Genomic DNA, 22,854 nt, shown 5'->3' on the forward strand with positions numbered 1-22,854 from the left:
GCAGCCGCTCAATGCCTGTTCCGAGGCGACTCCGGCAGATCGAGCATCGCCTCGCTGAAGGGAAATTCGAGCAGCACGTCGCCCTCCTCGTCGGTGACTTCGAGGCTGGCGCGGATCAGGTCGAGCTGCGCGCTCTCGGTCTTGACGATTTCGCGGATCGTGGCACGCGCCACTTCCCAGGCGTGGTCGGCGTCGCGCAGCTCCTCGCCCTCCGGATCCGGAATCAGTTCCTCGCCGATCCGGGTGTTGAAGAAATATCGCGGCATTCCGGCTCCCGATTGAACACCTCTGACAGGTGGCCATCACGACGCCGATCCGCAACCCTTGTGGCGCAGCCCTGCCCTTCGCGCGCTGCGCTGTGCGGTGCTCGCAAACCGCGCGGTTTCGCGCTAACAGGTTCGGATGCCGCTCGATCCGGAAGCCGAAGCTCCGTCCAGCCAGCGCGCCGGCGCTGACGCGCCGCTGTCCTCGCAGATGCTCGCGGTCGGCGACGGCCACGACCTCTATGTCGAAAGCAACGGCCGCGCCGACGGCATCCCCGCGGTGTATCTGCACGGCGGCCCCGGCAGCGGCTGCCAGGTCGATCATCGCCGGCTGTTCGATCCGCAGCGCTTTCATGCCGTGCTGTTCGATCAGCGCGGCGCCGGCCGCAGCCGCCCCAAAGGCGGGCGCGACGCCAACACGCTGCCGCATCTGATCGCCGACATGGAGGCGATCCGCCGCCATTACGGCTTCGAACGCTGGCTGGTGGTCGGCGGCTCGTGGGGCGCCACGTTGGCGCTGGCCTATGCCGAGACGCATCCAGAGCGCGTCACCGGTTTGGTGCTGCGCGCGACGTTTCTGGGCACGCGCGCGGAGCTCGAAACCGCGTTTTTGTCAACGCTGCCGCGGTTCTATCCGGCGCTCAATGACGACTTTCTGAGCGTGCTTCCGGACACCGAGCGCGCCGATCCGCTGGGCGCCTATTGGCGCCGGATCCTCGATCCCGATCCCGCCGTGCATGCGCCCGCGGCGCGCGCCTGGGGAGAGACCGAAGGCATTCTCTCGACCATTTCGCCGCGGCGAACGCGGCTCGACCGCGCCGCACTGACAGGCAACGGGCCGCTGCCGATGACGCCGTTCATGGAAGCGCACTACTTCGCCCATGATTGTTTCCTGGAGCCGGACCAGTTGCTGCGCGATGCACCGAAGCTCGCCGGCATTCCAGGCGTGATCGTGCAGGGCCGCTACGACCTCTTGTGCCCGCCCTCCACCGCGCAGCGCCTTGCAGCACGATGGGCGGAGGCCCAGCTGCGCACCATCGATGCCGCCGGCCACCTGCTCTACGACCCCGGCATCCGCGACGCGGTGATCGCCGGAACCACCGACGTCGCAGCCAAGATCGCCGGCTGAGGTCGCGCGTCAGCCGCGAAACGCCGGCACGCCCGCGGGCGATCCGGTGGCGCCGCCATCGACGAATATTTCGGCGCTCTGGATGTGGGCGGCATCGTCGGAGGCGAGAAACAGCACGGTCTTGGCGATGTGCTCCGGCTCGGCGATCCGGCCGAGCGGCGTCGCCGCCGCGATCCGCTGTTCGAGCACAGCCATCGCCTGATCGGTCGGCGCGGCGTCCTTCCAGATCGGTGTCCGCGCCCCGCCCGGCGCCACCATGTTGACGCGGATGTTGCGCGGCGACAGTTCGGAAGCCATCACCCGCGCCATTCCGCGCAGCCCGGCCTTGCTCGCCGCGTAGGCCGCAAAGCCCGGATTGCCGAGCACCGAGATCACTGAACCGTTGAGAATGATCGAGGCACCGTCGTTCAGATACGGCAGCGCCGCCTGCACGGTGAAGAACACCGCCGTCAGATTGGTGCGGATCACCTGCTCGAACGCCGCCAGCGAAGTGCCGCCGAGCGGCGTCGCGCCGGGGATACCCGCATTCGCGAACACGATATCGAGCTTGCCGAACCGCTCCGCCGCACGGGCGACCGCGTTCTCGATCGCGGCGATGTCGGTGACGTCGGCCTCGACCGCGAGCGCCTGCGCGCCGAGCTCGCGCGCGGCCGCATCCAGCCTCGCCCGATCACGGCCGGTGATCGTCACGCGTGCGCCTTCGGCCACGAACAGCTTGGCGGTCGCAAGACCGATGCCGCTGTTGCCGCCGGTGATCAAGGCCGTCTTGCCGCTCAGTCTCATGCCCGCCTCATCTGGTTGCATGTTTAAACTGATTGGCATCTACGCCAGTTAGTTTTATAATGCAACCACACAACAGCGTGATCGGGACGACCTCATCATGGTGAAGCGAACCAGCTTCGAAAACGACGCCTGCCCGGTGGCGCGCGCGCTGGACGCGATCGGCGACTGGTGGTCGCTGCTGATCATTCGCGAGGCGCTGTTCGGCGTGCGGCGATTCAACGAATTCCAGGCGCGGCTCGGCCTCGCCAAGAACATCCTGTCGGTGCGGCTACGCGCGCTGGTCGAGCACGGCATCCTGGAGCTGGCGCCGGCATCGGACGGCAGCGCATATCACGAATATGTGCTCACCCCGAAAGGCCGCGGCGTGTTCCCGGTGCTGGTCGCGCTGCGGCAATGGAGCGAAGAATTCGACGCCCATCCCGCCGAGATCGCGACCATCCTTGTCGACGTCGAGCACGGCAGGCCGGTCAAGAAGCTCGAGCTTCACGCCGAGGACGGACGTCTGCTCGCGCCCCACCAGACCACGTTGAAGCCGCGCGACGCCGTCAAGCCGGGCAAGCGGCGCAAGCTCGCCCAATAGCAACTCAAGGGACTATCTGATGCCGATTGCCGGACAAGGCATGCTGCTGACCTCGATGGACATCGCGCCGGAGGACGAGGCCGATTTCAATCGCTGGTACGACCGCGAACACATCGCCGAGCGAGTCGCGATCGATGGCTTCGTCGAGGCGCGCCGCTACGTCGCGCTTCAAGCAGCGCCGAAATATCTCGGGCTGTATTCGACCGAGCGCTTCGAGGTGCTGAGTAGCGATGCCTACCGAACGGCGCTCGCCAATCAGACCGAGTGGTCGAAACGCAATATCGCCAAATTCAAGAACATGATCCGGGGAGTCGCGCGGATCACGCTGAGCCGCGGTCAGGGCCGCGGCGCAGTGCTTGGTCTCGTCCGCATCCGGCCCGTCGCGAGCCAGGAGGACGCCTTGCGCACCGGGCTATCGGCCAAGCTCGATCCGTTGCCGCTCGACGGCATCATTTCGATGCACCTGCTCGAAAATGATCCGGCGCTGTCGAGGCCGCTGACCGATCCGCCCGGCGTCACCAGCCCGGGCGCGTCCGACTGGTTCGTGCTGATCGACGGCACCAGTGCTGCGGCTGTCCAGGCGGCGCTTACCGGCCGGTTCGAGGCCGCGATTGCCGCCGCCGGCGCAGAGCTGATTGCGGCTGGGACGTATGCGCTGCTGTGGGATTTGGCGAAGGCCGACCTCGACCGCTAAGAGCGAATTTCGCCTGGTTTGCCCTGTAATCGTGGCATCACATCCCTGCGATAGGTTGGCGTCAGGGAACCGTTTGCCGGTTCAGACGTCATCTTCGCATTGGGCGGTAATCGGCCGGCGTGCAAGGCGCCGGTCAGGACGTGTTGACAAGCCTCGATCCCCGGACGGAAATGCGAGCGAGGCCGTCATCGCACCGAACCAGCAGACAAGGCACCATGAATCCCGTCAAAGCGCTCGAAAAACACGGCCAGGCGATCTGGCTGGATTTCCTGGCCCGCGGCTTTATCGCCAAGGGCGACCTGAAGAAACTGATCGAGACCGACGGGGTGAAAGGGGTCACATCCAATCCCTCGATCTTCGAAAAGGCGATCGGTGCGACCGACGAATATGACGGCGCGATCGGCGAGGCGCTGAAGAAGGGCGACCGCTCGGTCGGCGATCTCTACGAGACGCTCGCCGTCGAAGACATCCAGAATGCCGCCGACGTGCTGCGTCCGGTTTACGACAAGCTCGAGCACCGCGACGGCTTCGTCAGCCTCGAAGTCTCACCCTATCTGGCGCTCGACACCAAGGGCACGCTGGCGGAAGCCGAGCGGCTGTGGCGCGCGGTCGGTCGCGAGAATCTGATGATCAAGGTGCCGGCGACCCGCGAGGGCCTGCCTGCCATCAAGCAGCTCGTCTCCAAGGGCATCAGCGTCAACGTCACGCTGCTGTTCTCGCAGAAGGTCTATGTCCAGGTCGCCGAAGCCTACATCGCCGGCCTCGAAGCGCTGATCGCCTCCGGTGGTGATCCGGCGCATGTCGCCAGCGTCGCCAGCTTCTTCATCAGCCGCATCGACAGCGCGGTCGATGCCGCGCTCGACGACAAGATCGCCAAGGCGAACGATCCGTCCGAAAAGGAACGTCTGGAAGAGCTGAAGGGCCAAGTGGCGATCGCCAACGCTAAGCTCGCTTACCAGGACTACAAGCGGCTGTTCAGCGGCGACCGCTGGGCGAAGCTCGAAGCCTGCGGAGCCAAGCCGCAGCGGCTGCTGTGGGCCTCCACCGGCACCAAGAACAAAGCTTATAGCGATGTGCTGTACATTGAAGAGCTGATCGGCCCGGACACCGTCAATACCGTGCCGCCGGCGACGCTCGACGCTTTCCGCGATCACGGCAAGCCGAAGGACAGCCTGGAGAAAGACATCGACGACGCCCGCGCGGTGATCAAGGGCCTCGCGAGTGCGGGCGTGTCGCTCGATGCGATCACCGACAAGCTGGTCACCGAGGGCGTGCAGCTGTTTGCCGATGCATTCGACAAGCTGCTCGGCGCGGTGGCGTTCAAGCGCGAGACCGTGCTGGCCGGCCGCGTCGGCAAGCAGACGCTGTCGCTGCCGGGCGAACTCGGCAACAGCGTCAAGCAGCAGACCGAAGCGTGGCGCAGCGCCGGCAAGATCCGCAAGATCTGGGCGCGTGATGAAGCCGTGTGGACCGATCACGACGAAGCCAAGTGGCTCGGCTGGCTGCACGCGCCGTCCGTCGCCAAGACCAAGCTCACCGAATATCAGGACTTCGCCAAATGGGTGAAGAGCCAGGGCTTCACCGACGCGGTGGTGCTCGGCATGGGCGGATCCAGCCTCGGCCCCGAAGTGATTGCCGAGACCTTCCCGCGGCAGGACGGTTTCCCGAAGCTGCACGTGCTGGACTCGACCGATCCGGCGCAGGTCCGCGCGCTCGAAGCCAGCGTCAAGCTCGACTCGACGCTGTTCATCGTGTCGTCGAAGTCCGGCGGCACCACCGAGCCGAACGTGATGAAGGCCTACTTCTTCGCGCGCGTCACCGAAGCGATCGGCGCCGATCAGGCCGGTCGCCACTTCGTCGCCGTCACCGACCCCGGCTCGTCGATGGAGAAGGTCGCGACCGAGCAGAAATTCGCCAAGATCTTCCATGGCGATCCGACCATCGGCGGACGCTACTCGGTGCTGTCGCCGTTCGGCCTGGTGCCGGCTGCGGGCGCAGGCCTCGACCTTGCAAAGCTGCTCGACACCACGCTGGCGATGGTTCGCTCCTGCGGCACCGACGTGCCGCCGCAGCAGAACCCTGCGGTGCAGCTCGGTCTGGTGATGGGCTGCGCCGGGCTCGCAGGCCGCGACAAGGTGACGATCACGTCGTCGAAAGCGATCGCGGATTTCGGCGCCTGGGCCGAGCAGCTGATCGCCGAGTCGACCGGCAAGGAAGGCAAGGGTCTGATCCCGATCGACGGCGAGCCGCTGGCCGAGCCGTCGGCCTATGGCAACGACCGGCTGTTCATCGATCTGCGCACCGAAGCCGAGACTGATGCGGCCCATGAGTCGAAGCTCGCGGCGCTGGAAGCGGCCGGCCATCCGGTGGTGCGGATCGTGCTGAAATCGACCGAGTCGATCGGCCAGGAGTTCTTCCGCTTCGAACTGGCGACCGCGGTCGCGGGTGCGGTGCTCGGTATCAACCCGTTCGATCAACCCGACGTCGAGAGCGCCAAGATCAAGACCCGCGAACTCACTGCGGCGTTCGAGAAGTCCGGTGCGCTGCCGGCAGAGACCCCTGCCCTGTCGACCGCCGAAACCGATCTCTACACCGACGCCGCCAACGCCGCGGCGCTGCGCAAGGCGGGTGCCGACGGCACGGTCGCATCCTGGCTGAAGGCCCATCTGTCGCGCGTTAATGCCGGCGACTATTTCGCCCTGCTCGCCTATATCGAGCGCAACGCCGCGCATATCGACGCGCTGCAAGACATCCGGCTGCGCATCCGAGACCAGCGGCGGGTGGCGACCTGTGCGGAATTCGGCCCGCGCTTCCTGCACTCGACCGGGCAGGCCTACAAGGGCGGACCGGACAGCGGCGTCTTCCTGCAGATCACCGCCGACGATGCAGCCGACCTGCCAGTGCCGGGCCAGACCGCCAGCTTCGGCGTCATCAAAGCGGCGCAGGCGCGCGGGGATTTCGACGTTCTCACCGAACGCGGCCGCCGCGCCCTGCGGGTTCACCTCAAGGGCGATCTCGGCGCCGGGCTGAAGTCGCTCGGCGCGGCGATCAAACAAGCGCTGGAGTGAGACGACATCTCGCTGTCATTGCGAGCGAAGCGAATCAATCCAGGCTCCGAGCGAGGCATCTGGATTGCTTCGTCGCTTCGCTCCTCGCAATGACGGAGAGATCGAGGAGTAACTAACCGACAATGGGACTGCGCCACCGCGCACAGTCCAGAAGAAATCACGGAGACTTGCGCATGCAGATCGGCATGATCGGCCTCGGCCGGATGGGCGGAAACATCGTCCGGCGCCTGATGAAGGATGGCCATCATGCCGTGGTGTACGACCGGGACCCGCAAGCGGTCGAAGCGCTGACGCGCGAAGGCGCGACCGGGGCCGGCGGGCTCGAGGAGCTGGTGCGCAAGCTCGACGCGCCGCGGGCCGTGTGGGTGATGCTTCCGGCGGGCCATATCACCGAGACCACCATCGAACAGCTCGCCAAGCTGCTCGCCGCCGGTGACGTCGTCATCGATGGCGGCAACACCTTCTGGCAGGACGATATCCGCCGCGCCAAGACGCTGAAGGAGACCAGCATCGATTACGTCGATGTCGGCACCTCCGGCGGCATCTGGGGCTTTGAACGCGGCTACTGCATGATGATCGGCGGCGACAAAGCCGTCGTCGACCGGCTCGATCCGATCTTCGCCACGCTGGCGCCGGGGATCGGCGATATTCCGCGCACGCCCGGCCGCGAGGAGCGCGATCCGCGTGTCGAGCAAGGCTATCTCCACGCCGGTCCGGTCGGCGCCGGCCACTTCGTCAAGATGGTCCACAACGGCATCGAATACGGCCTGATGCAGGCCTATGCCGAGGGCTTCGACATCCTCAAAAATGCCAACAGCGACGTCCTGCCCGACGCTCACCGCTTCGATCTCGACATCGCCGACATCGCAGAAGTGTGGCGACGCGGCAGCGTGATCCCGTCATGGCTGCTCGACCTCACAGCAACGGCTCTCGCAAAGAACGATCAGCTCGACAACTACTCGGGCTTCGTCGAGGACTCCGGCGAAGGCCGCTGGACCATCAATGCCGCGATCGAAGAAGCGGTGCCGGCTGAGGTCCTTACCGCCGCGCTGTTCGCGCGCTTCCGTTCGCGCCGGGAACATACGTTCGCGGAGAAAATTCTCTCGGCGATGCGAGCTGGTTTTGGCGGCCACAAGGAGCCGCAGCAGCATCCCGAGCCGGCGCAGCAGGCGGCGCCGCAGCAGAAACTGAAACCGAAATCGGAGCGCGCGTGACCACGCAAGCCAACAGCAACCAGGTCCCCGAGGGCTGCGCATTCGTCATCTTCGGCGTCACCGGCGACCTCACCCATCGGCTGGTGATTCCGGCGCTATACAATCTCGCCGAAGCCAAGCTGCTACCCGAAAAATTCTGCGTCGTCGGCGTCACCCGCAAGGAGATGTCAAGCGACGGTCTGCGCGACAGCCTGATGCAGGGCCTGCGCAAATACGCCACCCGCCCGGTCGACGACAAAGTCGCCGATCAGCTGCTCTACTGCGTCACCGCGGTCAGCGCCGATCCCAGCGAGCCGCAATCATTCGATCAGTTGCGCGAGCGGCTGGAGAAGCTCGAAGCTAACCGCAACACCGGCGGCAACCGGCTGTTCTATCTCGCCACCCCGCCGGATGCGTTCGCTCCGATTGCAACCGAACTCGGCCGCGCCGGATTGCTCGAAGAAACCAGCGGCGCCTGGCGCCGGCTGGTGGTGGAGAAGCCGTTCGGCACCGACCTCGCCTCGGCTAAGGCGCTGAACGATCATCTGCTCAGCATCATCTCTGAACACGAACTGTACCGGATCGATCACTATCTCGGCAAAGAGACGGTGCAGAACATTCTGGTGCTGCGGTTCTCCAATGGCATGTTCGAGCCGATCTGGAACCGGGAGCACATCGACCACATCCAGATCACGGTCGAGGAAAAGCTCGGCGTCGGCCACCGTGGCAGCTTCTACGATAAGACCGGCGCGCTGCGTGACATGGTGCCGAACCATCTGTTTCAGCTGCTGTCGCTGGTGGCGATGGAGCCGCCGGCGCATTTCAACGCCCACGCGGTTCGCTCCGCCAAGGCCGACGTGCTCGCGGCGATCCAGATCCAGACCGAACAGGAAGCGCTGCGCAATTCGGTGCGCGGCCAATACACCTCGGGCAGGATCGGCGACACCGATATCCCGGACTATCGCAGCGCCAAGGATGTCGCGACCGACAGCACCACCGAGACGTTCGCGGCACTGAAGCTGTCGATCGATAACTGGCGCTGGGCCGGCGTGCCATTCTATCTGCGCACCGGCAAGGCGCTGTCGGGCAAGCGCACCGAGGTCGCGATCAAATTCAAGGAAGCGCCGTTCTCGATGTTCCGCTGCACGCCGGTGCAGGAATTGTCGCAGAACTACTTGGTGATCGGGATCGAGCCGGTCGAAGGCATCTCGCTGCAGTTCAACACCAAAGTGCCCGGCCCGGTGATCGCCATCGACGGCGTCGAGATGACGTTCCGCTACAAGGACTACTTCAAGGTGGCGCCGAGCAACGGCTACGAGACGCTGCTGCACGACTGCATGATCGGCGACAACATCCTGTTCCAGCGCGCCGATGGCGTCGAAGCCGGATGGCGCGTGGTGCAGCCGTTCCTCGATGCCTGGAAGAACGCCGGCGCCCATGGCCTGCAGATCTATCGCGCCGGCAGCGACGGCCCCGAAGACGCCGACGAGCTGCTGGCCCGCGACGGCCGAAACTGGCGCAAGCCGGGCTAGCCGATGCGCGGCACCGATTATCACCTCGTGGTCGCGGCCGACCCCGATGCGCAGGCCCGCCTCGCCGCGCAGCGGCTGATCGCCCGGATCGAGCTGAACCATGAGCGTCCGGCGATCTGCATGACCGGCGGCTCCGGGCCGCAGAAGATGTTCGAGCTGCTCGCCGGCGAGTTCGAGAACCGGATCCCATGGCAACGCGTGCACTGGTTCATCAGCGACGAACGGTTCGTGCCGGAGAGCGATCCGCTCAGCAATATCGGCGCGGCCAAGCGCGCGTTTCTGGACGGCCGCGCACCGCCGCAAACCGTTCACGCGATCCCCACCGATGCGGCCACACCGGACGAGGCTGCCCTCCGCTACGAGGCCGAGCTGAAGTCGTTCTACGGCAGCGATGCCCTCGCACCCGACCGGCCGCTGTTCGATCTGGTGCTCGGCGGCGTTGGGCCGGACGGTCACACCGCGTCGCTGTTTCCGGGGCGACCGCAGCTCGCAATCCAGGACCGCTGGGTCGCGGGTGTGGACACGGCCCCGGTCGAGCCGCTGGTGCCGCGCGTCACCCTCACTCTGCCGGCGCTCGCCTCCTGCGCCGAGATGCTGTTCCTGGTGCACGGCGCTGCCAAGCGGGACATCCTTACCCGCGTATTCGCCGGCGAGGATCTGCCGTCCGCTCGTGCCCGCTCGCACGGCGAGACGGTGTGGCTGGTGACTCAGGATGCGCTGCCGGAGAATGCCGGTGTCGCCTGAGCCGATCACTTCCGAGCCGCAGCCGCGTGCGCTAATCGTGATGGGCGTCTCCGGGTCCGGTAAGAGCACGATCGGCGAAGCGCTCGCTCAGCGCCTCGGCTGGCGCTACGAAGACGCCGACGCCTATCACCCTGCAAGCAACGTCGCCAAGATGAGCGCCGGCCATCCGCTCAGCGATGACGATCGCTGGCCCTGGCTCAAGGCGATCGCTGCCGAGATCGACCGCGTCATTGCGGACGGAGGCTCCATCGTGTTCGGCTGCTCGGCACTGAAGCGCGCGTATCGCGACGTGCTGCTGCATGGCCGCGACGACATTCGCATCGTGTTTCTCGACGGCAGCCGCGAGCTGATCGGCTCCCGTATGGCGGCCCGCAAGAACCACTTCATGCCGGCCGGCCTGCTCGACAGCCAATTCGCGACGCTGGAGCGCCCCGGCCCGGACGAGCGCCCCATCATCGCCTCGATCGACGCGCCCGTTGAAGCAATCGTCGACGACATCGTCGGTCAGCTTCCGATGTCGATCCGCGATTAATTCGATGCTCAGCAGTTGAAGTCGTCATTGCGAGGAGCGGAGCGACGAAGCAATCCAGAGTCCAGTCCACGGAGCCGCTGGATTGCTTCGCTTCGCTCGCAATGACGGCCTAGATAGGGAAACCCATGACCCGCATCCAGCTCGTAATCTCCGACGTCGATGGCACTCTGGTCACCACCGACAAGCGGCTCACCGATCGTGCCCGTGATGCGGTGGCAAGACTGGAAGCCAGCGGCGTCGGCTTCACCCTCACCTCGAGCCGGCCGCCGGTCGGGATGCGGATGTACAGCGATCCGCTCGGCATCACGCTGCCGCTCGGTCCGTTCAACGGCAGCTCAATCGTCACGCCGACGCTCGACGTGCTCGAACAGCATCTGATCCCCGACAGCGCGGTGACGACCAGCATCGAGCTGTTCGAGCGCAGCGGCATCGACATCTGGCTGTTCACCAACGACAATTGGTACATCCGCCGCGACGACGGCAAGTACGTCGCCCATGAGGAGCGCACCATTCGGTTTTCGCCGACCATAGAGGCGGACCTGACGTCGTTCGCCGGCAAGGCCTGCAAGATCGTCGGCGTCAGCGCCGACTTCGCACTGCTCAAGCGCTGCGAGCCGGAGCTGCAGGCCGCGCTCCGCGACCGCGCGCTGGCGGTGCGATCGCAGGATTACTATCTCGACGTCACCCCGCCGGGCCGCAGCAAGGGAACGTTCGTCGCCGCGATGGCTGAGCGGCTCGGCATCCCGACAGACGCCATCGCCACGCTCGGCGACATGCAGAACGACCTGCCGATGTTCGGCGTCAGCGGTCTGTCGATCGCCATGGGCAACGCTGCCGACGAGATCAAGCAGCAGGCCGCGCACGTCACCGGCCGTAACGACGACGACGGCTTCGCCGCCGCGATCGACTTCATCCTGGAGCGCAATTCGCGTCTGGGCGACTAATTCTGCTTCGACCGCTGCACCGCCGGCTTCTCGGTGGCGGCCTTGGCGGCAGATAAGTTGTTGGCGGTGTTGATCAGCGCGATGTGGGTCAGCGCCTGCGGGAAGTTGCCGGTCTGACGCTTTTCGACCGTGTCGTATTCCTCGGCGAGCAGGCCGAGATCATTGGCGATGCCGGCGACACGATCGAATAGCGCCTTCGCCCGATCGATCTGCCCGGCCAGCACATAGGCGTCGGCGAGCCACAGGCTGCAGGCGAGGAACGCGCCCTCTACCGGCACGCTCGGATCCTTGCTGGCGCGCGGATCGTGACGCATCACGTAGCCGTCGCTCATCAGATGGCGCTCGATCGCCTCCAGCGTGCCCAGCACCCTTGGATCATCCGGCGGCAGGAAACCGACCGCCGGGATCAGCAGCACCGAAGCATCCAGCACCTTGGCGCCGTAATGCTCGACGAAGGCGTTCTGCTCGGCATCGAAGCCGTTGGCACAGACGTCGGCGTGAATCCTCTCGCGTAAGGCGCGCCACTCGGCGACCGGCGCCTTGAGGCCGAACTTCTCCGCGCTCTTGATGCCGCGATCAAACGCCACCCACGTCATCACTTTGGAGGAGACGTAATGCTGGCGCGGTCCGCGCAGCTCCCAGATGCCGCTGTCGGGTTGGTCCCAGATCTTGGCGAGATGCTGCAGCACCTTGCATTCCAGAGCCCAGGACTCGCCGTCGAGCGCGAGGTCGGCGTTGCGCCATTGATGGAAGGCGTCGATCAGTTCGCCATAGACGTCGAGCTGCAGCTGCGCGTGGGCGGCGTTGCCGATCCGCACCGGCTGGGCGCCCTGATAACCGGCCAGCCAATCCGCCTGCCATTCCAGCAGCCGGCGTTCGCCGTAGATGCCGTACATGATCTGCATGCCGGCCGGATCGCCCGCGACCGCGCGCAGCAGCCAGTCGTGCCAAGCCGCGGCTTCTTCGGTGTAGCCATTGTTCATCAGCGCGAACAGCGTGAAGGTCGCGTCGCGCAGCCAGCAGAACCGGTAGTCCCAGTTGCGCGAGCCGCCGAGCTGCTCAGGGAGCGACGTAGTCGGCGCCGCGACGATGCCGCCCGATGGCGCGAAGGTCAGTGCCTTCAGGGTGATCAGCGACCGCATCACCAGATCGCGATGGTCGCCCTGATAGGTGCAGCGGCTGGACCATTCGGCCCAGAACTCCTCGGTGTCCTTCAGGGCCGCGATCGGATCGATCGAGTCTGGCACCGGCAGATGCGACGGCCCGTAAGTCATCACGAACGGGATCTGATCGCCCTCGCCGACATCGAATTCGGCGACCGTGGTCATATCCTGGCCGTGCGTCGCCACCGGCGTCCGCAACACCAGCATGTCGGGACCGCCGACCGCCAACACCGCGCCGTCATCGCCGCGCCGCACCCACGGGATCGCCGCGCCGTAGCCGAACCGGATCACCAGCTGCATCGCCACTTTGACCCGGCCGCGATCGCCGCGCACCAGTCGGACGACGTCGGAGGCCGAGCCGCGCGGCGGCATGAAATCGATCAGCGTGATGCTGCCGGTCGCGGTTTCGAACGTCGTCTCCAGGATCAGGCTGTCGCCGCGATAGCGCCGGCTGCAACGCACGATCTCACCCGCAGGGGCGATCCGCCAGCGACCATTGTCTTCAGTACCGAGCAGCGCGGCGAAACAGGCTTCGGAATCGAACGACGGCCAGCACAGCCAGTCGATCGAGCCGTCGCGGCCGACCAGCGCCGCGGTCTCGCAATCGCCGATCAGCGCGTAGTCTTCAATCGGGTTCGGCAAGACGTCACCCCGCGGTGCGGCGGTCGGCGGTCGCCGCGAGCAGCGCTTGGCGGTTGATCACGGCGGAGATGTCCTCGATCGTCTTCGGCAGTCGCCGCCGCCAGTTCGGATGTTCCGACACCGTGCCCGGCACGTTCGGCTGGTCGAGCACGCCGAGCAGATCTTCCAGCGCGATCGCCAATAGGCGCGACGGCGTGCGCGCCAGGAACGTCAGCACAGCGTAGATATCGTCCTGCTCGATCCCCTGATTGCGGAGCACATCGCCGAGCATCGCCAGCGCGTGGCGGCGGCTGTCGTCGCTCTCGCCGGGATCGACCCCGATCGAACGCTTCAGATGCAGATCCGTCGAGGCGCGCCATCCCGAATAGGTGGCGAGGTCGTGGGTGTTGAAGGTGACCAACGCGTTCGGCAGATAGTGATCGAGCCCGAAGAACCAGCCCTGGTGGAAGTCGCGCTCGAACATCATCACGCGATACGACCAGATCCCCCACGCCGCCAGCCGGTCGCGGAAGCCGTCCGGCACCGTGCCGAGATCTTCGCCGATCACCACGCAGCGATGCGCGACGCTTTCCTGCGCAGTGACCGCCAGCAGGGCCTCGAGCGGCATCCGCACATAGACGCCCTGATTGGCCGCAAAGCCGTGCGGGACCAGATACAGCCGGTTGAGCCCGAGCACGTGATCGAGCCGGATCGCGCCGGCGTAGCGCATCGAGGCGCGCAGCATGTCGCGGAACGGCGCGAAGCCGGTCAGCTCAAGCCCTGGCGCATTGAACCCGGCAAGGCCCCAATTCTGGCCCGCGGTGTTGAGCGGATCGGGCGGCGCGCCGACCGACAGCAGCCGCGAGATCGCGGCCGGCTCGTTCCAGGCATCGAAGCCGTCGCTCTGCACACCGACCGCGACGTCGAGATAAAGACCGACGTTCATGCCGCGGGCGGCCGCGAGATCGCGGCAGCCGCGCAACTGATCGTCGGCGCACCACTGCGCGAATTCGAAGAACTCGACCTCTGGACCGTCAGGGCCGGCGCGCAACTGTTCGCAGCGCGTATCATCCGGCTGTCGCCACTCCTCCGGCCATTCCCACCACGGGTGGCCGAATTTGTGCCGCAGCACTTCGAAGCACGCGAACCGCGTCAGCAGCGGCGCGCGCTCGCGGCGAAACGCCTCGAACGCGGCGCGCCTGGCGGCCGTCGCTGAGGTACGAAACGTCTCGTAGGCGGCGCGCAGCCCGCGCCACTTCACCGCCGCCACCGCGGCGTAGTCGATCAGTTCGCCATCGCGCAGCGACCCCAGCGTCTGGGCATCGACCGGCCGATCGTTTCCGGAAAACTCCGGCAGACTTTCGACGTCGACATACAGCGGATTGAGAAACAGCCGGCTGTTCGGCGAATACGGGCTGCAATCGCCGGGCCGATCGTCGAACAGCGCATGCAGCGGATTGAGGCCGATGCCGCCGGCCCCGAGGCTGGCAGCAAGTTCGATCAGGTTGGCCAGATCTGTGAAGTCGCCGATGCCCCAGTTGCGTGCCGATCGCAGGCTGTAGAGCTGCACGGCGACCAGCCAGGAACGACCGAAGGCGCCGCCAAACGCATGCTGAGGCGCGACCAAAAGCGGCACCTCTTCGGCGTGGCCGGATGCGTCCGTCAGCCGCACCCGATAGCTGCCGCTCGGCAGATCTTGCGGCCATGCGATGGATCGATCTTCGGCGGTGCCTTCGGCCAGCGTCGCCGCCTCGGCCGTGATCACCCAGCGCACCGGGAGGGCCGCGCCCGCCCCCAGCTCGGAACGGTTCTGCTCGCCCTGCCGGATCACCACGATCCGATCGAGCAATCGCCGCTCTGCCGCCTCCGGGATCGCGTCGATGATCAGCCCCAGGGCTTCTGGCGGCGTGACGTGGCGGCGGCCCTGACCGTCATAAAATTCGGTCTGGATGCCCAGCTCGGCAGCTTTGGTGAATAAATCCATAAGGCACGCTGTCTACACGCCGCGCGGGGTGCGCCGCGAATCCGCCTGTCCGCCGACAGGATAGTCATATCGAACGCGATTGCGTAGGGTGAGTTCCATTGGAACCAGCGCGTCCTGGAAGCTTTGTAATCGAGAACCGCCCGGTTCACTATGGGACGTGCGTCCTAGATCGTGGGCATCACCTTACTCAATCGATCGTGGGCTATTGTGAACAAGTCGACACAAGCTCTTCAAACCGCCGCCACTCGCGGCGCCTTTCACATCGAAGACATCTATCCGCTGATCGACGGCGGACGATTCCCGGTGAAACGCATTGTCGGCGAGCCGATCGAGGTGTGGGCCGACATCTACCGCGACGGCCACGAAGTCATTGCCGCGGCGTTGCTCTGGCGGCGTGAGCAGGACAGCACATGGCAGCGGGTGCCGATGGTGCACGCCGTCGATGACCGCTGGTCGGCGACGTTCACGCCGCAGCAGCTCGGCCGTCACGTTTATGCGATCGAAGCCTGGACCGACGAGTTTGCGACCTGGCGACACGGCGCCGAACTCAAGCTGAAGGCCGGCCAAGATCTGTCGCTCGACGCCCTAGAAGGCGCGGGCCTGCTCACCAAAGCGCAGACCGACGATCCTGAGGTGCTGCGGCTGATCCAGCAGCGCTGCGAAGAATATCTACGGAACGGCGATATCACGCCGCTGCTGTCGCCGGAATTGCGCGACGCCATGGCCAGCAGCCAGGCGCGGCACGACCTCACTCGCACCGAACCGCTGCCGCTGATGATCGACCGGCCGCGCGCCCGCTACGGCGCGTGGTACGAGATGGTGCCACGCAGCCAGAGCACCGAGCCCGGCCGCCACGGCACCTTCCGCGACTGCATCGCGCGACTCCCGGACGTCGCCGCGATGGGCTTCGACGTGGTGTACTTCACCCCGATCCATCCGATCGGCCATACCAACCGCAAGGGCCGCAACAACGCGCTGAACGCCGAGCCCGGTGATCCCGGCAGCCCGTATGCGATCGGCGCCGAGGAAGGCGGCCACGACGCGGTGCATCCGGAGCTCGGCACGCTGGCGGACTTCCGTGCCTTCGTCGACGCCTGCGAGGTGGTCGGCATCGAAGTCGCACTCGACATCGCCGTGCAGTGCTCGCCGGATCATCCGTGGCTGAAGCAGCATCCGGACTGGTTCAAACGCCGGCCGGACGGCTCGATGAAATACGCCGAGAATCCGCCGAAGAAATACGAGGACATCGTCAACCCGGATTTCTCCTGCGAAGACGCCGGCTCGCTGTGGAATGCGCTGCGCGACGTGATCCTGTTCTGGGCCGATCATGGCGTGAAGATCTTCCGGGTCGACAATCCCCACACCAAGCCGCTGCGGTTCTGGGAATGGCTGATCCGCGAGGTGCAGCTTCGTCACCCTGATGTCATCTTCCTGGCCGAAGCCTTCACGCGGCCGAAGCTGATGAAAGGACTGGCCAAGCTGGGCTTCACGCAGTCCTACACTTACTTCACCTGGCGCACTCAGAAATGGGAGATCGAGCAATATTTGCGCGAACTCACCGACTATCCGGAGCGCGACTTTTATCGGCCGAACTTCTTCACCAACACGCCGGACATCCTGCCTTTCCATCTGCAGGGTGGTGAGCCGTGGATGTTCAAGTCGCGCCTCGTTCTCGCCGCAACGTTGTCATCGACCTATGGCATCTACAACGGCTTCGAACTGCTCGAGCACGAACCTATCCCTGGCAAGGAGGAGTATCTCGATTCCGAGAAATACGAGATCAAGGTGCGCGATTGGGACAAGCCGGGCAACATCAAGCCCTACATTCGCGACATCAACCGCATCCGCAGCGCCAATCCGGCACTGCAGCAGACCAGCAATCTCCGCTTCCTCGACGTGCAGGACTCGAATGTGACCGGCTTCGTCAAAACCTCGGTCGACGGCACCAATGCGGTCGCGGTCGCGATCGCGCTCAGCAGCGACTACCATGAATTCTGGCTGCCGCTCGGCGACGTGCAGATCGAGGTCGCCGGTGAGCGCCGGCCGGTCGCGGCGGTGGAGAATCTGCTGACGGGAGAACGCCACGCGCTCGATTGGGGCGGGATCAACCTGCGGATGGATCCGCATCGGGACCCGGCGCTGCTGTTCCGTTGCCTGGCGTGAGTGCGGAAGCCATGAATGAAATGACACCGATCACGACGATCGACGGATCTGACGCGGAAACTTCCGACGAGCTCTGGTACAAGGACGCCATCATCTATCAGTTGCACGTCAAGGCGTTCGCCGACAGCAACAATGACGGTATCGGCGACTTCGCCGGCCTCACCGAAAAGCTCGACTATCTGCAGGAGCTTGGCGTCAACACGCTGTGGCTGCTGCCGTTCTATCCGTCGCCGCAGCGCGACGACGGCTACGACATTGCCGACTACGGCTCGATCAATCCCGACTTCGGCACGATGAAGGACTTCCGCCGCTTCATCGTCGAAGCCAAGAAGCGCAATCTGCGCGTCATCACCGAGCTGGTCATCAACCACACCTCGGACCAGCACGCCTGGTTCAAGCGGGCCCGGCGCAGCCCGAAGAATTCCAGCGCGCGCGACTGGTACGTCTGGAGCGACACCGACCAGAAATATCTTGGGACCCGGATCATCTTCACCGACACCGAGAAGTCGAACTGGACTTGGGATCCGGAAGCCGGCCAGTATTACTGGCACCGGTTCTTCTCGCATCAGCCGGACCTCAACTTCGACAATCCGCGCGTGGTCGGCGCCGTCGTCAAGGTGATGAAGCGCTGGCTCGACACCGGCGTCGATGGCTTCCGGCTCGACGCCATTCCGTATCTGTGCGAGCGCGACGGCACCAACAACGAGAACCTTCCCGAGACCCACGCGGTCATCAAGCAGCTGCGCGCCGAACTCGACGCCTATGCCAAGGGCAAGCTGCTGCTCGCCGAGGCCAACCAGTGGCCGGAGGACGTCCAGCAGTATTTCGGCGACAGCGACGAGTGCCACATGGCCTACCACTTCCCGCTGATGCCGCGGATCTACATGGCGATCGCGCAGGAAGACCGCTTTCCGATTACCGACATCATGCGGCAGACGCCGGAGATTCCGGCGAACTGCCAGTGGGCGATGTTCTTGCGCAACCACGACGAGCTGACGCTCGAAATGGTCACCGACGTGGAGCGCGACTATCTCTGGAAGACCTATGCGGCCGATCCGCGGGCGCGGATCAACGTCGGCATCCGCCGCCGCCTCGCGCCGCTGATGGACAATGACCGTCGCAAGATCGAGCTGATGAACTCGCTGCTGCTGTCGTTCCCCGGCACGCCGATCATCTATTACGGCGACGAGATCGGGATGGGCGACAACATCTATCTCGGCGACCGCAACGGCGTCCGCACCCCGATGCAGTGGTCGCCCGACCGCAACGGCGGCTTCTCGCGCGCCGATCCGGCGCGGCTGTATGCGCCGCCGATCATGGACCCGGTGTACGGTTACGCCTCGGTCAATGTCGAAGCGCAACAGCGCAGCCTGTCGTCGCTGCTGAGCGCGATGAAACGCCTGATCGCGGTGCGCAAGTCGACGCTGGCCTTCGGCCGCGGCAGCATGACGTTCATCCGCCCGAGCAACCGCGCGGTGCTGGCCTATGTCCGGCAGTACGAGGACGAAGTCATTCTCTGCGTCGCCAACCTGTCGCGCGCCGCGCAGGCGACCGAGCTCGATCTGTCGCCGTGGAAGGAGCGCGTGCCGCAGGAAATGCTCGGTCGCACCAAATTCCCGCCGATCGGCGAGCTGCCCTACATGATCACGCTGGCGCCGTTCGGCTTCTATTGGTTCAAGCTCCAGGAGCCCGGCACCGCGCCGCACGTCGCGCCGGTGTCGGCCGTGCCGGAATTCGTGACCCTGGTGGTGCCGCTCGGCTCGACCTGGATGACGCTCGGCCGCACCCGCTCGATGTTCGAGCACGAGGTGCTGCCGACCTTCCTGTCCCGCACCCGCTGGTTCCCGGAGCGCAATCCGCGCGCGATCCATCCGCGGCTCACCTCGGCGATCCCGTTCGCCAATGACGGCGACAACCGGCCATGGCTCGCCTTCTTCGAGGCGACGCTGCGCGGCGCCACCTCGCGCTATCTGTTGCCGATGCAGATCGACTGGGTGCGGTTCGACCGCGAGCGCTACAATCCGCGGGCCTACGCCGCGGTCCGTCAGGGCGCCCGCGAGGGCACCCTGCTCGATGTCGCGGCCGATCCGTCGTTCATCGCTCTCCTGCTGGAGAACGTCCGCGCCTCCCTCACCGTGACCGGCGACAATGGCGACCGGCTGGAATTCCGGCCCGGCTCCAAGCTGGCGGAGCGGCCGGCCGGCCCGTTCCAGAACATCCGTGCCGTGGAGACCGAGCAGTCGAATTCGACCGCGCTGGTCGACGGTGACTACGTGGTCAAGCTGTATCGGCGCCTGCAGACCGGCATCAATCCGGAGTTGGAGATGGGGCGCTTCCTCACTGAAGTCGCCGGCTACACCAACACTCCCGCCCTGCTCGGCAGCGTCGAGCTGATCGAAGGCGACAAGACCAGCGCGGTGGCGGTGGTGCACGAATTCGCCCGCAATCAGGGCGACGGCTGGACCGTCACCTCCGCCTATCTCGATCGCTACATCGACGAGCAGCGGGTGCTCGTCCGAAGCGAAGAAAAGGCCGAGGGCGATCAGCTCACGCCGTATCTGCACTTCATGGAGCGGACCGGCCAGCGGGTGGCGGAGATGCACATCGCGCTCGCCAGCCATCCGGAAGTAGCCGACTTCGCACCGGAGCCGATCAACGCCGAAGCCTCGCGCGGCTGGGCCGAGACCGTGGCGGCGTCCGCCGAGCGCGTGCTCGATGAACTCCGCCGGCGTCGGGACGCGCTGAAAGAAGCCGACCGGCCGCTGGTCGATGAACTGCTGGCAGCCCGCGAGACGCTGATGTCGCGCATCCATGGCTTGCTTGGCGACGATGGCGGGCTCAACATTCGCCATCACGGTGACTTTCATCTGGGTCAGATGCTGATCGTCAAGGACGACATCTACATCATCGACTTCGAAGGCGAACCGCGCCGGACCATGGCCGAGCGCCGCGCCAAGGCGCCAGCCGCGCGCGACGTCGCCGGCCTGGTGCGCTCGATCGACTATTCGACCACTGCGGCGCTCGATCGCGCGCTGAAGGCCGCATCCGAAGAGTCCGGCCGGCTCACCGAAGCCCTGGATCTATGGCGGGTTCGGGCCACCGCTGCATTCCTCGATGGCTATCGCCGAACCATGGGCGACAGCCCGGTGTGGCCGGCGGATACCGCAGCCGCGGACCGCGTGCTCGACTTCTTCCTGATTGAAAAGGCGCTGTACGAGATCGACTACGAGATCGCACATCGTCCCGACTGGGTGCGCGTGCCGCTTGCCGGCCTCCTGCGCATCCTGTCGCCGCCTCCCGAGGAGCTTCCATGACCGTGCAACTGAGCGACGAAGCCTACGCAGTTCTCGAAGGCCGTCACGCCGACCCGTTTCGCTATCTCGGCGCACACCCGGAGGATGGCGGCACCGTGGTACGCGTGCTGTTGCCCGACGCGGCGGCGGTGGACGTTGTCGGCGACAACGGCGAATCCGCGACGCTCGAACAGGCGCATCCGGCCGGACTGTTCACCGGCAAGCTGCCCGGCGGTTCGCCGCGCTACACGTTGCGCGCCCGGTTCGGCGACGCGACGATCGAGCTGCAGGACCCCTACCGCTTCCCGCCGATCCTGACCGACTTCGATCTTTACCTGCTCGGTGAAGGCACCGACCAGCGACTGTACGACAAACTCGGCGCCCATCCGATGGAGCTGGAAGGCGTCGCCGGCGTCGGCTTCGTGGTGCTGGCCCCGAATGCGCGCCGCGTCAGCGTGGTCGGAGACTTCAACTACTGGAATCCGCTCCGCCACCAGATGCGGGTGCGCGGCAACGGCTATTGGGAGCTGTTCATCCCCGGCGCCCGCGCCGGCGATCACTACAAGTTCGACCTCTCCGGCCCGCATGGTGAGCAGCTGCCGCAGAAGTCCGATCCCCTCGCCTTCGCCGCCGAGATTCGGCCGAAGACCGCTTCGATCGTGGTTGATGCCACCCAGCTGCCGAAGCCGCGGCCGGCCCCGGAGAACATCAACGCGCTGTCGGCGCCAATGTCGATCTACGAGGTGCATCTCGGCTCGTGGCGCCGCAAGGACGGCGATCAGTGGCTGACCTACCGTGAACTCGCCGAGCAGCTGCCGGCCTACGTTCGCGACATGGGCTTCACTCACGTCGAATTCCTCCCCGTCAGCGAGCATCCGTTCGATGGCTCGTGGGGCTATCAGCCCACTGGCCTCTATGCCCCGACCTCACGGTTCGGCTCGCCGGAAGACTTCTGCGCGCTGGTCGACGCCTGCCATGCCGCCGGCATCGGCGTGATCCTCGACTGGGTGCCGGGCCACTTCCCGGACGATCCGCACGGCCTCGGCAATTTCGACGGCACCGCGCTGTACGAGCATGCCAACCCGATGCAGGGCCGACACCTCGATTGGGGCACGCTGATCTACAATTACGGCCGCACCGAAGTCGTCAATTTCCTCACCGCCAACGCACTGTTCTGGCTGGAGCGTTACGGGATCGACGGCCTCCGCGTCGATGCCGTGGCGTCGATGCTGTATCTCGATTACAGCCGCCCCGCCGGCGGCTGGATCCCGAACAAATTCGGTGGCCGCGAGAATATCGAGGCGATCGATTTCATCCGCCGCTTCAACAGCCAGGTGTTCGCCAATTTCCCGCACGCCACCACCGCTGCCGAAGAGTCCACCGCCTGGCCGCAGGTGTCACGCCCGGTCGAATTCGGCGGACTTGGCTTCGGCTACAAGTGGAACATGGGGTGGATGCACGACACGCTGAACTACATCAGCAAGGATCCGATCCACCGCAAATATCACCACGGCCAGATCCTGTTCGGCTTGCATTACGCCTTCTCGGAGAATTTCATTCTGCCGCTGTCACACGACGAAGTGGTGCACGGCAAACGCTCGATCCTCGGCCGGATGCCGGGCGACGAGTGGCAGCGCTTTGCAAACTTGCGCGCGTATTACGCCTTCATGTTCGGCCATCCCGGCAAGAAGCTGCTGTTCATGGGCAGCGAGTTCGGCCAGGAACGCGAATGGAGCCACGATCGCTCGCTCGACTGGCACCTGCTCGAATACCCGAAATATGCCGGCATCCAGGCGCTGCTGCGCGACCTCAACAAGCTGTACCGGTCGCTGCCGGCGCTTCATCAGCTCGACTGCGATCCGTTCGGCTTCGAATGGCTGATCACCGAAGATGCCAACCGCAACGTGTTCGCCTGGATGCGCAAGGGCAACGATACCCGCTCCCGCTGCCTGGTGATCGTCAACTTCTCTCCGAACGTCTACCAGGACTATCGCGTGCGGGTGCCGTTCCCCGGTCGCTGGCGCGAGGTGTTCAACTCGGATGCGGCCGGCTACGGCGGCAGCAATGTCGGCAATGGCGGCGAGGTCCGCACCCTCGAAGGTCTGGTGCCGGAGCTCAGCCTGACAATTCCGCCGCTGGCCGCGATCTTCCTGACGCCGGAGGATTGA

Annotated in this window: 16 protein-coding genes; 12 read left to right on the forward strand and 4 right to left on the reverse strand. The window is 65.5% G+C overall.

Translation table 11 applies throughout. From position 1 onward, the window contains the following. Positions 1 to 8 precede the first annotated feature (8 nt). Entirely contained in the window at positions 9 to 266 is a 258-nt protein-coding gene (locus LRC39_RS18625; RefSeq protein WP_107345387.1) for a DUF6894 family protein, read from the reverse strand. Positions 267 to 402: 136 nt separating this feature from the next. On the opposite strand from LRC39_RS18625, the gene pip reads away from it, so the two are divergent. Next, complete coding sequence (gene pip / locus LRC39_RS18630) at positions 403 to 1,392, forward strand: prolyl aminopeptidase (RefSeq protein ID WP_346295239.1); 990 nt, start codon at positions 403 to 405, stop codon at positions 1,390 to 1,392. A 9-nt stretch (positions 1,393 to 1,401) separates the two neighbouring features. Here the strand turns inward: pip and LRC39_RS18635 are convergent, their stop codons facing one another. Next, positions 1,402 to 2,175, reverse strand: coding sequence for an SDR family NAD(P)-dependent oxidoreductase (locus LRC39_RS18635; RefSeq protein ID WP_346295240.1), 774 nt, complete (start codon positions 2,173 to 2,175; stop codon positions 1,402 to 1,404). Between the two features lie 97 nt (positions 2,176 to 2,272). Between LRC39_RS18635 and LRC39_RS18640 the strand changes: the two genes are divergently transcribed. The 8 genes from LRC39_RS18640 to LRC39_RS18675 all read left to right on the forward strand — a co-directional run bounded on the left by LRC39_RS18640 (position 2,273) and on the right by LRC39_RS18675 (position 11,462). Next, the gene (locus tag LRC39_RS18640) at positions 2,273 to 2,755 is read left to right on the forward strand and encodes a winged helix-turn-helix transcriptional regulator (protein WP_346295241.1); all 483 of its coding nucleotides are present in this window, start codon (positions 2,273 to 2,275) and stop codon (positions 2,753 to 2,755) included. 19 nt (positions 2,756 to 2,774) lie between these two features. Further along, on the forward strand, positions 2,775 to 3,449 hold the full coding sequence (locus LRC39_RS18645) for a hypothetical protein (protein ID WP_346295242.1): 675 nt from the start codon (positions 2,775 to 2,777) through the stop codon (positions 3,447 to 3,449). 215 nt (positions 3,450 to 3,664) lie between these two features. After that, positions 3,665 to 6,517, forward strand: a complete 2,853-nt coding sequence (locus tag LRC39_RS18650; protein WP_346295243.1) for a bifunctional transaldolase/phosoglucose isomerase — start codon at positions 3,665 to 3,667, stop codon at positions 6,515 to 6,517. Positions 6,518 to 6,690: 173 nt separating this feature from the next. Continuing rightward, positions 6,691 to 7,731 carry a phosphogluconate dehydrogenase (NAD(+)-dependent, decarboxylating) gene (gene gnd, locus LRC39_RS18655; RefSeq protein WP_164637642.1) on the forward strand — a complete coding sequence of 347 codons (1,041 nt, stop codon included), beginning with the start codon at positions 6,691 to 6,693 and terminating at the stop codon, positions 7,729 to 7,731. After that, positions 7,728 to 9,242, forward strand: coding sequence for a glucose-6-phosphate dehydrogenase (gene zwf, locus LRC39_RS18660; protein ID WP_346295244.1), 1,515 nt, complete (start codon positions 7,728 to 7,730; stop codon positions 9,240 to 9,242). Before gnd ends, zwf begins: the two co-directional genes overlap by 4 nt. Before the next feature lie 3 nt (positions 9,243 to 9,245). Then, on the forward strand, positions 9,246 to 9,986 hold the full coding sequence (gene pgl / locus LRC39_RS18665; RefSeq protein WP_346295245.1) for a 6-phosphogluconolactonase: 741 nt from the start codon (positions 9,246 to 9,248) through the stop codon (positions 9,984 to 9,986). Further along, the gene (locus LRC39_RS18670; protein WP_346295246.1) at positions 9,970 to 10,518 is read left to right on the forward strand and encodes a gluconokinase; all 549 of its coding nucleotides are present in this window, start codon (positions 9,970 to 9,972) and stop codon (positions 10,516 to 10,518) included. The genes pgl and LRC39_RS18670 overlap by 17 nt, the downstream gene beginning before the upstream one ends. Before the next feature lie 125 nt (positions 10,519 to 10,643). Further along, positions 10,644 to 11,462: a Cof-type HAD-IIB family hydrolase gene (locus LRC39_RS18675; protein WP_346295247.1), complete on the forward strand. Its 819-nt coding sequence runs from the start codon at positions 10,644 to 10,646 to the stop codon at positions 11,460 to 11,462. Here LRC39_RS18675 and LRC39_RS18680 read toward each other — a convergent pair. After that, on the reverse strand, positions 11,459 to 13,267 hold the full coding sequence (locus LRC39_RS18680; protein ID WP_346295248.1) for a glycoside hydrolase family 15 protein: 1,809 nt from the start codon (positions 13,265 to 13,267) through the stop codon (positions 11,459 to 11,461). The genes LRC39_RS18675 and LRC39_RS18680 overlap by 4 nt on opposite strands. A gap of 4 nt (positions 13,268 to 13,271) precedes the next feature. Continuing rightward, positions 13,272 to 15,230, reverse strand: coding sequence for a 4-alpha-glucanotransferase (gene malQ / locus LRC39_RS18685; protein WP_346295249.1), 1,959 nt, complete (start codon positions 15,228 to 15,230; stop codon positions 13,272 to 13,274). Positions 15,231 to 15,437: 207 nt separating this feature from the next. Here malQ and LRC39_RS18690 point away from each other — a divergent pair, with 207 nt between their 5' ends. From LRC39_RS18690 to glgB, 3 genes are read left to right on the forward strand one after another with little or no spacing between them, the layout of a single operon-like run. Continuing rightward, a complete protein-coding gene (locus LRC39_RS18690) occupies positions 15,438 to 17,393 on the forward strand; it encodes an alpha-1,4-glucan--maltose-1-phosphate maltosyltransferase (RefSeq protein WP_346295250.1) in 1,956 nt (651 codons plus the stop codon). An 11-nt stretch (positions 17,394 to 17,404) separates the two neighbouring features. After that, positions 17,405 to 20,707, forward strand: coding sequence for a maltose alpha-D-glucosyltransferase (gene treS, locus LRC39_RS18695; RefSeq protein ID WP_346295251.1), 3,303 nt, complete (start codon positions 17,405 to 17,407; stop codon positions 20,705 to 20,707). Further along, positions 20,704 to 22,854, forward strand: coding sequence for a 1,4-alpha-glucan branching protein GlgB (glgB, locus tag LRC39_RS18700; RefSeq protein WP_346295252.1), 2,151 nt, complete (start codon positions 20,704 to 20,706; stop codon positions 22,852 to 22,854). Before treS ends, glgB begins: the two co-directional genes overlap by 4 nt.

This window comes from Rhodopseudomonas sp. P1 (genome assembly GCF_039642825.1).
Lineage (GTDB): Bacteria > Pseudomonadota > Alphaproteobacteria > Rhizobiales > Xanthobacteraceae > Rhodopseudomonas > Rhodopseudomonas palustris_H.

Excerpts from the sequence above, each read along its gene's own strand:
- pgl (WP_346295245.1), top strand. The coding sequence starts at position 9,246 with ATGCGCGGCACCGATTATCACCTCGTGGTCGCGGCCGACCCCGATGCG.
- pip (WP_346295239.1), top strand. The coding sequence starts at position 403 with ATGCCGCTCGATCCGGAAGCCGAAGCTCCGTCCAGCCAGCGCGCCGGC.
- gnd (WP_164637642.1), top strand. The coding sequence starts at position 6,691 with ATGCAGATCGGCATGATCGGCCTCGGCCGGATGGGCGGAAACATCGTC.
- glgB (WP_346295252.1), top strand. The coding sequence starts at position 20,704 with ATGACCGTGCAACTGAGCGACGAAGCCTACGCAGTTCTCGAAGGCCGT.
- LRC39_RS18635 (WP_346295240.1), bottom strand. The coding sequence starts at position 2,175 with ATGAGACTGAGCGGCAAGACGGCCTTGATCACCGGCGGCAACAGCGGC.
- LRC39_RS18640 (WP_346295241.1), top strand. The coding sequence starts at position 2,273 with ATGGTGAAGCGAACCAGCTTCGAAAACGACGCCTGCCCGGTGGCGCGC.
- LRC39_RS18670 (WP_346295246.1), top strand. The coding sequence starts at position 9,970 with ATGCCGGTGTCGCCTGAGCCGATCACTTCCGAGCCGCAGCCGCGTGCG.
- LRC39_RS18650 (WP_346295243.1), top strand. The coding sequence starts at position 3,665 with ATGAATCCCGTCAAAGCGCTCGAAAAACACGGCCAGGCGATCTGGCTG.
- treS (WP_346295251.1), top strand. The coding sequence starts at position 17,405 with ATGAATGAAATGACACCGATCACGACGATCGACGGATCTGACGCGGAA.
- LRC39_RS18675 (WP_346295247.1), top strand. The coding sequence starts at position 10,644 with ATGACCCGCATCCAGCTCGTAATCTCCGACGTCGATGGCACTCTGGTC.
- LRC39_RS18625 (WP_107345387.1), bottom strand. The coding sequence starts at position 266 with ATGCCGCGATATTTCTTCAACACCCGGATCGGCGAGGAACTGATTCCG.
- LRC39_RS18645 (WP_346295242.1), top strand. The coding sequence starts at position 2,775 with ATGCCGATTGCCGGACAAGGCATGCTGCTGACCTCGATGGACATCGCG.
- malQ (WP_346295249.1), bottom strand. The coding sequence starts at position 15,230 with ATGGATTTATTCACCAAAGCTGCCGAGCTGGGCATCCAGACCGAATTT.